This window comes from Chitinophaga agri, assembly GCF_010093065.1.
GTDB lineage: Bacteria > Bacteroidota > Bacteroidia > Chitinophagales > Chitinophagaceae > Chitinophaga > Chitinophaga agri.
Map to the genome: position 1 here is coordinate 2,918,676 of NZ_CP048113.1, position 12,766 is coordinate 2,931,441.

Consider the following 12,766-nt stretch of genomic DNA (forward strand, 5'->3'; position numbering starts at 1 on the left):
GGATCTTTGAATCAGGTCTGTAACTGTATTACAGACCTGATCACTGAATACTATCTTATCTTCACAATTCTGAAGTTATCATACGCAGCATTGTATACATCCACCGGATCCTCTTCTGTAATGAAGCGATAACCAAATGCGACTACACCGCCAGCCTTTAACAGATCTCCCATGACGGAAGCACCTGCACCCGTACCTTCCACACCGTCTGCCACCGTCTTAAACAATGATAGCGGAATGGTGACCGTCCTCCACTGTCCTTTGGTTTCAAACTTAGCCCCATCTGCACCAGACCATGGCATAAAACGGTACGCATAAGTATCACCGAAGCGTAACACATTGATCCCCGCAGTCCAGGGTTCCTTTGTATTTATCTCAAACTTTAACGCATAGTTAGCTGCCTGCTCCGTCATGATAGCGGCTGTGAACATAGGAACCTCGTTGAAGTTACCGGAACGGTTACCATTCCACCAGGCGCCATCTTTCTCACCTACTCCGCCGAAGATGTTCTGCAGATAACCACCTCTCGTGCCAGGGAACAAATTCGGATCAGTTGTTCTGTTAGCCCCCCAGTATGCCCAGTTAAATATTGCCTTCTCTCCTGTTTCCCCGTCGGCCGTCAGGTTACTGATCACATTCCCACTCTGATGGTCATTCAGTGGTCCGTCAGACATCGCGTTACCATATTTAGCGTAAATCACCAGTCTGCCCGTATCATCCCCCAGCGCCGGCATGATCATCCCTAACCGGGTGCCGGCATCATCTGCAATAAAGTCGGTCACTTCCCGGCCTCCGGGAAACACGATCTTATCTATCAGCCACAGGCTTGACCCGTACACGATCAGAGAGTCTCCTGCCAGCGCATTTTCGTTCGAGATGGCGGCAATCGATGGAGGAGGTATTTCTATTGTAAAAGTGTAAGTAGCTTCTCCATGGTTCGTAAGAATATATAGCTGATTAGGCACATTCGGATCGGTGGCTTCTGTGGGTGTCTTATCAGGTATCGTTACGATCAGGTGCGTACTCGTATTGTAAGTCGGATTAAAATAAGCATCCAGTCCGTTGAAGGATACTTTCGTAATGCCATCCAGGTGCTGCCCGGTGATCAGCACGAGTACGCCGGGTAATGATGTAGTGAAAGTACTGTCTACACTGGCAGAGTCCAGCAGGCTCACACCCGTGATGACTGGTGGTGCACTACTTCCGCTCTCGTCTTTCGAACAGGCAGTAAAGAGTGCCAGCAACGATATGCAAAGAAGGGCAGGTAACCGTTTTAGTTGGCTGATAGCCGTCATTATATAGTTAGTCATGATCAGTCAGTTTTAATTAAAATACATAAGGCACCGGCGGTTTTCTGAGATTAGGCGCCGCCGTTAGTTCTGCAGCGGGTAGTGGCAACAGGAAATTACTTTGTGTAACGGTGTAGAATGCCGGCACATCAGAAGTGACCGTCCAGGAAGTAGCATTTGTTGCAGCATTGGCCACTACCCTATATGTACCGCGATCCTGTGCATTTACCTTTGCAATCGCTTTCGCAGGATCGTAGTAATATAGTCTTACGAGATCATACCAGGCTTGCCCTTCCATCGCAAATTCCAGTCTTCTTTCCACATAGATATCTTCCCATGTCAGTACTGTCTTTTCCGGCACACCTGCTCTTTTACGAACTTTATTAAAATACAGTAGTGCCTGCGGATCGCTGGTCGTTGCGCCACTTCCCAGTTTTGCTTCTGCATATACCAGGTATACATCTGCCAGACGCAGCATATAGGTATTGATCTCTGTATGCTGCTGAGTTACCTTACCATCATTATCTTCCGGCCGTCCCACTACATATTTCTTAACCCATGCTCTTGTATTATAGCGATCGCTGCCCACATAATTCCAGGGCACCTGTAACTCCTGAATGATCTTCTTGCCAGGATTGTTCGGATCATCTACAGACTGATGTATATAGGAATAATGATCTCCCGGGAACATGAAAGTGCCTTTACGGCGCTTATCATCCACACGATAAAGTTTCAACTGGTCCAATGACGCACCCAAGTCACCTCCCCAGCCATCTCCGAAGCCTGTGATCTCAGAACCATATGCGAGGAACGCCTGCACACTGTTCTGTGTTCCCCAGTCACCATCATACTTCCATTGCAAGGCAAAAAGACTCTCCGGATTGTTATTATTCTTCATCATGAACAGGTCTTCATAATTATCCATCAACGCCGCACCGCTATTGACGATCACATCATTCGCATAATATGCCGCACTATCCAGATCGCTCTGTTTACGGGTACCTGAAATACCCGCGCGTGTCAGATACATTTTCGCCAGCATACCTTCCGCAGCCCACCTGGTAAGGCGCCCTTTCTGCATAGGCGTAGCAGGAAGGTGTTCCGCTGCAAAACGGATATCCCGGATGATGAATTCCCATACTGATTCTACCGTATTACGGGCAACAGACGTATCTGTCAGTAACACCTTATTATCAGCAATGATCGGCACTGGTCCCCAGTTCTGTACAAGGAAAGAGTAGGCCAGTCCTCTCATAAAGCGGCCTTCCGCAATACCTGCCTGTTTCACATTATCGGGTACTGACGGTGCAGTATAATTGGTCAGGTTACTGATGATCTGATTAGATTGTGCCACCACGTTAAAGAAGGATGTCCAAGAACTGTATACTTCTGGTGTAACGTCTGTGGTCTGCATACGGATATTATCCACCTGATACGAACCAGACATCAGGATGCCGGCCCTTCCGTCTCCTATTCCGTGAGAGGCTTTATCGTTGTAGGCAAACCATACAATATTGTACAATGGCGCCGTACCAGCCAGGATCTGCTCTCTGGTCTGATAGAAGTTCACGTCAACGATCGCATCTTCCGGCGGTCTGTTGAGAAAGTCTTTACTACAGCCTGCGACAAACAAGGTGCAGACGAGCGAAATGATATGCAGATAATGAGTTGTCTTTTTCATAGTGTCTGTTTTAGTGTTCATTAAAAATCAACCGCTACGCTTGCACTATACAGGCGGGTCAACGGATAGCGGCCGGCATCCACACCATTCAGCTGATTACTCAGCTGTACTTCCTTTCCAAGGTATGCGCCTACTTCAGGATCATAACCTTTGTACTTTGTGAAAGTGGCCAGGTTCTGCACACCAGCAGTCAGCCGGATATTTTTAACGATCGTCTGTTGTCTCAGCAGGGAATGCGGAATGTTATATCCCAGTTGCACATTCTTGATACGGATATAGGAACCATCTTCCACATACACATTGGTAAAGCGGTTGCCATTACCATTCACATCTGTAGCAACGATCCTCGGAACGTTTGTACCGGGATTATGCAGAATGGTCTTACCCCCATCTTCCCCGATACGGGCATAATTAAATGACTCCTGTAACAGGTTTCGACCCAGGTTGACGTTATTGGGATTTGTATTTTCAAAACGGAGATAGTTGAATACATCATTCCCCTGTGAACCTGTAACCAGTACACTCAGGTCAAACCCCTTCCAGGAAAAGGTATTGGTAAACCCGAAAGTTAGTTTCGGCCATGGATTACCGATAAAGGTCTGGTCACGGGAGTCAATGATATTGTCTCCGTTCAGATCCTTATACTTGATATCTCCTACCCATACACCACCGTCTTTGGCCACCGGCAGGCGCGTACCATCTGCCTGTGCAGGAATAGCACTGTTGTTGATCTCATCCACAGACTGGAACAGTCCTTCTGATACATAACCATAAAACAGCCAGGGGGCCTGTCCTATCACAGAGCGGGAGGTGAAGTTGTTGAGGAACCAGGCTGACCTTGACAGGAAAGCGGCATCAGAATAGAAGTGTGTGATCTTCGTTCTGAAAGAAGATACGTTCAGGTTACTCTTCCAGGTGAAACCGTTCTTATTATCCACATTCACCGTATTCAGGGTGATACCAAACCCCTTGTTCTGCATCGCTCCGATATTTACAATAGGAGCATTGATGGCGCCCTCTCCCTGTGTACCCATATAGGCGGGCAGCGGATTAGGCATTAACAGGTTATTGGTCTTTTTGATATAGAAGTCTCCTTCCAGTTGCACACGATCTTTTAACACACTCAGGTTAAAACCGATGTTCTTTGTTTCGGTAGATTCCCATTTGATACCGGAGTTACCATACTGTCCTGTACGGAAACCGGCACCCCAGGGGGTTGTTACCGATGTCAGCGAAGAGAACTGTGCACCACCACTTCCGTTATTACCGGTAGTACCATATTCAGCACGGATCTTCAGTTCATTGATGAATGGTACAGCCTTCATAAACTCCTCACCCGTTACACGCCAGGCAGCAGATACAGAAGGGAAATAACCCCATCTGTTTTCCACACCGAAGTTGGAAGAACCGTCTGCTCTACCGGCCAGCTGGATGATGTATTTATTATCGTAGGTATAATTGATACGTCCCAGGTAAGACTCCAGTGCACCTGATCCTTTATAGCTACCAGTGGTTTGCCCCAGTGCATCGCCCAGGTTCAGCGATGGGATGCTGTTGCTGGCGAAACCTACACGTTGTGCAGAGAAGCCCTGGTAGTTCCATGCCTGTGCCTCATGGCTGGCCATCACCCCAAAACTGTGTTTACCGGTCTCACGGGTGTATTGTAACAGTTCATTCAGGTTCCAGTAAAAATTTCTGCCGTTGGACACGCTGAGTGATGCCTTTTCATTGACATTGTATCCCAACTGGTAGGTAGGTGTGAATTTGCTACCATCGGTATACTCAAAGTTTCCGTTGAAGCTGGTCCGGAAGATGAGCCCTTTGATGATACCTATTTCCGCACTGGCGCCACCTAATCCACCTGTACGTTTATAATCATTATTCACAAGACTTGATATTGCCACGGGATTGAGCGGCGCGAATTTCGCATTGGAACCGTACTCATTTTCCGTTGCGCCACCCCAGCTACCATCTGCATTTCTCACTGGAATATTGGGCGCGAGGTTGATGGCATTCCTGATCACGTCCTCACTGGTGGAAGCCAGTTTTTCCTTCGTCTGATAGAAGTTCAGGGAAGTGCTTAGCTTCAGCCATTTAAAGGCCTGGTTATCCAGGTTGAGGCGGAAAGAATAACGGTTGAAGTCAGAACCAATGGCTACCCCTTCCTGTTTGAAATATTCACCGGACATATAGTAGGTGGTTGTATTGGCACCGCCACTGATATTTACCTGGTGCTTCTGTAATGCTGCGGTGCGGAACAGTTCCTTCTGCCAGTTGGTACCCTTACCTAATACACTGGGATTCTGGAATTCCGGTGTAGGTGTACGATTCAGCAATACCGCAATCTCATTGTTCATCTGGGCGAACTGCTGGAGGTTCATGGTAGTGATGTCTTCCGGTTTATCCTGCAGGGAGTAGAGATAGTTATAGGACAATCTCAGCTGTCCCGCCTTTCCTCTTTTCGTTGTAACAAGTATTACCCCGTTGGTCGCCCTGGAACCATATACAGCGGTGGCGGAAGGCCCCTGCAAGATCTCGAGCGATTCGATGTCGGAAGGGTTGATCCCTGCCAGCGGATTGACAGAGCTGCTGGCGCCATAGGAAACGGTCGCCGGCTGCATCTGCACACCATCTATTACATACAGTGGCTCGTTGGTACCACTCAGGGTATTTACGCCGCGTATATTAACAGAAATCCCCCCACCAGGCTGTCCTGAGTTCTGGGTCACATACACCCCGGCGGCACGTCCCTGTATTGCCTGATCGATAGTCGTGTTAATGGTGCGGTTCACCTCTGTGGAAGTAATGGATACCTGGGCGCTGGTCTGGTCTGTTTTTTTCATTTTGCCGTACCCGACCACTACCACATCATTTAGTTTGCGGTAGTCTTCCTGTAACACAACGTTCACAGAACCGGCGTTGCCCACTTTGACCTCCCGGGCAATAAAGCCCATAGATGCCACATGGATCAGCTGACCAGGAGCGGCGGCGATGGTGAAATTACCCCCGGCGTCCGTGGCGGTCATTTTCTTTGTTCCTTTAACAGTAATAGAAGCCCCCGGAACCGGACTGCCCGTTTCACCGGCGGTTACGCTGCCCGAAACTTTCCGTTCAGGATCAGACTGGCTTTGTGCCTGCGCAGGCATAGTGATAGCCCAAAAGAAAATCATTACCCATACCGTCAGGTACGATTTTCCAGTAATACTGGCTCGTTTCATAGCGTGGAAGAATTAAGTGTTTAGATTAAATGCGCGAATCTTTGATTTTGGTTATCATGTTCATACGTGTTCCCCTTAATAGGATAAAAGTATCACGCCTCCCTGAAATACAGGGCTGTAGAATGTTTATTAAATGGGATAAAATGTTGCAGGAGGGGTATCAAATGTAGCTTTACCTGCCTCTTTTATTACATTTCCTACTTCCTGGCAGCAGTTGCATAGGCAGAAGGAAGCATATTGTACGCCATTTTGAAGTACTTGGCGAAGTATTTAGGGTTATTGAAACCTACTTCATAGGCCACCTCGGTGACGTTCATTTCTGTTTTGGTCAATAGCTGGGCTGCCCTTTTTATCCGGATCATCCGTATGAACTCCACAGGTGTCTGACCGGTCAGATTAAAAATGCGCCGGTACAGGGACACCCGGTTCATAAATAGTTCCCTGCTGAGTTCCTCTACAGAGAAGCCGGCATTGGAAAGGTTCCGCTCCACGATCTCCAGCGCTTTCCGGAGGAATTTTTCATTGGGAGATAAAGTATGATCCCCGCCGGCAGGTTCGGCAAGACTGACCTGGTGCCTGGCAGCTCCCGGCCGTACCAGCAGGTTGCGTACCCGGGACAGCATGATCTCAAAGTTGAACGGCTTCACCAGGTAATCGGCTGCTCCGGCTTCCAGTCCGCGGAGCTGTTCATGTTCACCGGCGGCAGCTGTGACCAGTATCACCGGTATATGTTTGGTACGGCTGTCGTTCTTTATCTTCCGGCAAAGTTCTATACCGGTCATTCCTGACATGTTTACATCACTCATGACCAGGTCCGGATGAGCGGACAGGGTTTTCTGCCACCCCGCGTTGCCATCTGCTGCCTCAATAATATGATAGGTGTCTTTCAGGTTCTCTTTGAGATAAAAGCGGAAATCTTCATTATCTTCTATCAGGAGAACCGTTTGTTTACCAGACTGACCGTCTTCTATCACTTCCGTTACCGGCGCAGGCACCAGGGGGGTGTTTACCTGGGATTCTCCGGGAATGACAGCTCCGGTCACCATCCCTTCCGGTTGCTCACAGGTCTCCAGTGGCAGTCTGACGGTGAAGCAGCTTCCTTTATTGACTTCACTTTCTACGGTGATCGTTCCGTTATTCAGTTTGACAAACTCCCTGGTGATGGCCAGCCCGATACCGCTGCCGCGGCTCATTAAACCACCCGGCATCTCATGCTGAAAGAACTGCTCAAATACTTTTTCCTGTCTTTCAGCAGGTATACCGATACCAGTATCCTGCACCTTTATTTCCAGCCAGGTGCCATCTTCCTCTCTGGTACTGGTGACCACGACTGTTACACGGCCTTCCCGGGGGGTAAATTTAAAGGCATTGGATAAAAGGTTAAAGAGTATCCGTTCTATCTTATCATTATCAAAATAGGTATAGATATGAGGAGAATGACTTTGGTAGGAAAAAGTGATGCCTTTTCTTTCCGCCAGGTCGGTAAATGAACAGGCCACCTCGTGAATGAATGCCGATATATCTCCCCAGGCAGGGTTGAGCCGTAACTCCTGCATCTCCATCTTCCGGAAGTCCATCAGCTGATTAACAAGTATCAACAGCCGTTTGGCATTCCGGTAGATCAGCTGAAACCTGGTCTTCTCCTTCTGATCACCTGTCTGCTGCATGATCTCTTCCAGTGGTGAAAGGATCAGAGATACCGGCGTCCTGAACTCATGGCTGAGATTAGTGAATAAGCGTATCTTCAGCATATCCAGTTCATGCATGCGCTGTGCCTCCTGTCGTTCCTGCTCGAGTATAAACCGTTTGTGTGCCCTTCTGATCACGCTGCGTCTGAGCAGCCACAATACCACCAGCACTAACAGCACATAGATGATATAGGCCAATGGCGTTTTCCAGAAGGGAGGTTGTACACTTATTTTCAGGGAAATGCCTTCTTCGTTCCAGAACCCATCTTCATTGGCAGCACGGACCTGCAGGGTGTAGGTGCCCGGACTGATATTGGTATAGGTCACCCGCCTGGTGGCACCATCAGCAATCTGCCAGTTATCGTTGAACTGGTCGAGCCGGTAGGCATATTTGTTCTTTTCTGTGTTGATGAAGTTCAGGGCAGCGAATTCAACAGAGAAATCATTCTCGTTATGTCTCAACACAATTTCCTTTGTTTCTGTCAATGCCTCCGGCAATAAGACCCTGTCATGCACCTTTGCATTGACGTCTATATTCCGGTCAAATAACCGAAGACCGGTAAAGACGATATTAGGGCGGGATCTATTCTGCGGTAAAGACGATGGATCGAAGAGGTTAAAACCATCCGCCCCACCAAAGAGCAGTTCTCCGGTACTGAGTTTAAAGGCAGCATTGACATTAAAAGCCTTTCCCTGCAACCCATCTTTATCATCGTAGTTCCTGCAATTAAGTGTAATACCTTCAGGCCCTTCCTGCACCGCAATGCGACCGAGTCCATTGGACGTAGCCACCCACAGATACCCTTCATTATCTTCCAGCATGGTAATGATATTGTTATCCGGGAGTCCGTCTTTTACGGTGAAGGAGCGGAAGCGCTGTTCCCTGGGGTCAAATACATTCAGACCGGCCCGTGTTCCCGCCCACATCCGGCCTTTTTTATCATATAACAGGGAACTGACATTGTCATTGCTCAGCTGATGGGAAGCACTTAGATAATGTACGAATACACCTTTTGAATTATCCAGTACATCTATCCCATAGGCAGTGGCTATCCACAGGTTGCCGCTGTTGTCCTCCGCAAATCCGGATATATAATTGCAATGCACCGATGCCGGCATATTCACGTTATTGTGGTAGAAGATGCCATTGCCCGGATCAAATCTATCCAGTCCTCCGCCTAATGTACCTACCCAGAAATTGTTCCTTTTATCGCGGTAGATCTTCCAGACGGATTTATTCGCCAGACTATTCGGATCGTCCTCCTCATGACGGTAATGGTTGAATTTACCATTCCGGTAAAAGTCCATCCCGCCAAAATAATATCCTATCCACAGGTCGTCATAGCTATTAACATACAGACTGACTATAACATCCTTACTGATACTGTTCTCATTTGCAGGATCATGCTGAAAGCGTTTGAATATCTGGTTCACCCGGTCGAAGTAGATCAACCCTCCCCCATTGGTACCGATCCAGATGTTCCCTTTTTTGTCTTCCGCAAAACAGTTCACATCATTGTAGCTGAGACTCCGCCCATCAACCGGACTATGCTTATACAACGGGAATTTCACCATGTTTTCTGTGAAATAACTGATCCCTCTTTTATACGTTCCGCACCAGATGATACCAAAATCATCCTTGTAAAGTGCATAGACCGCATTTTCGGCAACTGTTTTAGGATCACCTTCTTTATTGAGCAGGAAGCGGGATTTAAAGTTGTTTTTTTTGTCGATGAGGTTCACCCCTCCATGGTCAGTTCCTATCCAGATCAGGTTTTTATCATCCTCCACAATACTGTTGACAATATCATTATTGAGATAGCCGGTTTTACTGCATAGTTGTTTCACACTCCTGTCGGCGTTGTTAACATATACCACCCCGAAATCACTTCCAGGCATATAGACCCACATGTCTTGTGCGGCGTCCATAAAAATACGCAGGGCGATTGGCGGTTTATTAATAAACTGCCGGATACCGGTATGACGGTAAACAATCTTATTACCGGCCACGTCCAGCTTTTCAATATCACCGTTCAGGTAAAGAATGACCAGCCTGTTTTGCGGGTCTGTCTGGAGATCAGCAACCGGGGCATTCTTTATACCAGGCAGGAGCACTTTAGTGGTCCTGCCTGCGCTATCAATACGGTAAAGACCGTCAGTACTGTGAGCGATCCACCAGGTATGGCCGTTCTTAGCAACACTGGTGATCCCGATTTCCGGTACTCCTTTCTTTTTAAACCAGGACGCGGCGTCTGAAAACTGTTCCCTGATGGGATTATAAAAATTATCCCCGTTACGGGTCCTTATGAAAAGCTGATTATCGGGTGCGGGATAGATGCCGGTGATGTAATCATCGTTAATGGCGCCTGGTTCGTTGCTATGCCGGAATGTCTTAAAGGTATATCCGTCATAGCGGTTCAACCCACTCATGGTACCGAACCACATAAATCCCCTGGCATCTTTATAAATGCAGTTCACCTGGTTATTGGATAAACCATTGTTCACATCTAAAGAAGAGAACTGGTAAGATGGTTGTGCATAGGCATAACTTACCAGCAATAACAGCGGTAGGAGCAATTTTTTCATTAACATGGAATGCGACTCAGTGCTTAATACTAAAATAAGGTTTTCCGGCCATACATAGGGCCTTTTTTAAGAGAGGTAAAAAAGTGTTATTAGCACTGGCTGCTTAAATATTCACATTTGTTATTATATTAATTATCCTGTGAAGTGATAGTAAATCCGGTTTGCCGTAATCCGGCGGTCATCGTTTCCAGCAATGTGGCAATGACAGGATCAGTAATACTATCAGTATGGAGTAACATGATCTCCTTCCCTTTGACTTGCGCCCTATCCAATAAATCATCACCTCTTTAAATTTCCGGCAGCTCCTCTTTCTGATACCAGAACTGTGCAGGATTCACGCTACCGGCTATTTCATTGCTATACACTACGTGTTTGTTCTTCGGATCCTTTTTATCTGTTAATACTAGTTTCGCTCTGATCTTTGTAGTTATTTCCCCTTCGTAATCCGGCATTACAAAACGCCAGTAGGAATATGGATCAAGCACTATTTTATGAGAACATTTGTCACAGGAAGCAGTTGGTGGCAATAGGATATCCTTCCATTCTCCTTTGCTGTTCAGAGCCTGCAGGATCATATTGATACAACTGTTCTTTGCGGAGAAAATAACGTCACGGCCGGTGGTATTGCTGACAAAGATCTGGTAGCCGCGATACTTGTCATCATACATAGCCATCTTCGTAGTATCAATGGTAACAGCCAGTGTATTCAAAGGGAACTTTTCGTCTGCGATCTTTCTAGGATTATTATCTGTTTGATACCACATCTCGCTTTCTATGTTATGGCCAGGTTTGGGCGTAGCAGTGGCTAAGAAGTATCCTTCGGATATATACTCAGTGTTTAATCGTTTGATAATGGGTGTATTCGCAGCTGTTTGCTGCCAGACGATCTGTCCCTTCCTGTTGATATAACAGGGTTTATCTTCCACCAACGCTTCCAGGAGACCATTCTTAAATCCCTCTTCGTCAAACCTTTTCATGAGTGGTGGCAGTACAGTATCTCCTTTCAAACTGGCAATACCGTACAGGTCAACAAACTGATAGCCGCCATCTCTTGTAACGTTCTTAAAAAAAAAGTACCCATCAATGACACCCGCATTGTGTATGCCCATGTATTTAGGTGGTACGACGAATTGACCGGTTGTATCGACAATCCCCCAATTGGCATTGTTATTCAATCCCACGACCGCATAACCGTTCACAAATTTCTCCCGCTGTACCTTGCTGAACTTCGTTTCGACAACCGGTTTAAATTGTTTGTCTATTAATGTTACCAGTTTATTGGTGTCCATTAGAAATGCCCGTCCTGCTGAAAATCCGAATGCATATTTATACTGAGGATCATCAAAGACTTTCCGCCCTTTCAGATCTGCAAATACCTGATAGATAGGGTCCGCATCCCCGCTCCGCTTTCTAGACATAGCTGGCCTGTTGATATCTACGCTGATAAATCCCTCATGATAGTCCTCACCATATGCGATATGCATCTCATCCGGCCAGACAGCGATTACCTGACCGGTGCTATCAATTACCCCACTGGTATATCTCGTTCCTTGCGCATACATCACAACCGTAGCATATCCTTCTGAGAATGAGTGTATTGCTGGATATTTGCCGAATGGTACAATGATGCGACCAGTTGTATCAATAACCGTTGACCGCGGCCTCCATTTTATTTCGCCCGGACCAGCAGCTTCTGTAGCAATGACCAGTCCCGAGCCGGATGGCTCAATGGATCCATATAGGGTATCAATGAGCAGTTTACCGGATGGAATATCCAGCAGCCCCTGTTTTCCGCTCTTACTGGTCACGATTGCCTTCATATTACTGATAAAGTCCAGTGCATAGAAGCTGAAAGGCAGGATTACATTTTGCTTACTGATAAAGAACGGTACACCATCTTTAAACACCTGGGCAATGCCCCCGGAAAAAGGGCGGGCTATATCATACTGCGGTTGTATCACGAATGCGCCTGTCTGGTCTATAAAACCGTAATGGCCATTCAGCCTGACAGCAGCCAGACCTTCGGAAAAGTTAGTACCATTCTGAAAAACAGGTTTGATCACAATTGTGCCGCTGGTGTCTATATAGCCGGCTTTGTCATCTTCTATGATCTTGAAAAGAGCGGGCCGCTGCGCTTTCGCCAGACCAGCTAATAGCAGAAAAAAGGTAATAAGGATACTTTTCACATGTACAGGTTTGGGTTGGGCGGATCGTCTGTTATCCAGCATTAAATGTAGGATATAATTTTTTTTCCTCCTACCCAACCCTTTGCCCCTTACCGGGGGTATTAAGAGTACAATCTGA

5 protein-coding genes are annotated in these 12,766 nt (G+C 47.0%); all 5 read right to left on the reverse strand.

Going from position 1 to position 12,766, the window contains the following annotated elements; genetic code table 11:
* Positions 1–50 precede the first annotated feature (50 nt).
* Positions 51–1,310 (reverse strand): glycan-binding surface protein, encoded by a 1,260-nt coding sequence (locus tag GWR21_RS11425; RefSeq protein WP_162331876.1) that lies wholly within the window; start codon positions 1,308–1,310, stop codon positions 51–53.
* Positions 1,311–1,326: 16 nt separating this feature from the next.
* Positions 1,327–2,970 carry a RagB/SusD family nutrient uptake outer membrane protein gene (locus GWR21_RS11430; protein ID WP_162331877.1) on the reverse strand — a complete coding sequence of 548 codons (1,644 nt, stop codon included), beginning with the start codon at positions 2,968–2,970 and terminating at the stop codon, positions 1,327–1,329.
* Positions 2,971–2,990: 20 nt separating this feature from the next.
* A complete protein-coding gene (locus GWR21_RS11435; RefSeq protein WP_162331878.1) occupies positions 2,991–6,188 on the reverse strand; it encodes a SusC/RagA family TonB-linked outer membrane protein in 3,198 nt (1,065 codons plus the stop codon).
* 197 nt (positions 6,189–6,385) lie between these two features.
* A complete protein-coding gene (locus GWR21_RS11440) occupies positions 6,386–10,462 on the reverse strand; it encodes a hybrid sensor histidine kinase/response regulator transcription factor (RefSeq protein ID WP_162331879.1) in 4,077 nt (1,358 codons plus the stop codon).
* Positions 10,463–10,749: 287 nt separating this feature from the next.
* A complete protein-coding gene (locus tag GWR21_RS11445; RefSeq protein WP_162331880.1) occupies positions 10,750–12,648 on the reverse strand; it encodes a WG repeat-containing protein in 1,899 nt (632 codons plus the stop codon).
* Between the last annotated feature and the right edge of the window lie 118 nt (positions 12,649–12,766).

Bases quoted from the DNA above. Each gene is read 5' to 3' on its own strand.
- GWR21_RS11425 (WP_162331876.1), bottom strand. From the start codon at position 1,310: ATGACTAACTATATAATGACGGCTATCAGCCAACTAAAACGGTTACCT.
- GWR21_RS11430 (WP_162331877.1), bottom strand. From the start codon at position 2,970: ATGAAAAAGACAACTCATTATCTGCATATCATTTCGCTCGTCTGCACC.
- GWR21_RS11435 (WP_162331878.1), bottom strand. From the start codon at position 6,188: ATGAAACGAGCCAGTATTACTGGAAAATCGTACCTGACGGTATGGGTA.
- GWR21_RS11440 (WP_162331879.1), bottom strand. From the start codon at position 10,462: ATGAAAAAATTGCTCCTACCGCTGTTATTGCTGGTAAGTTATGCCTAT.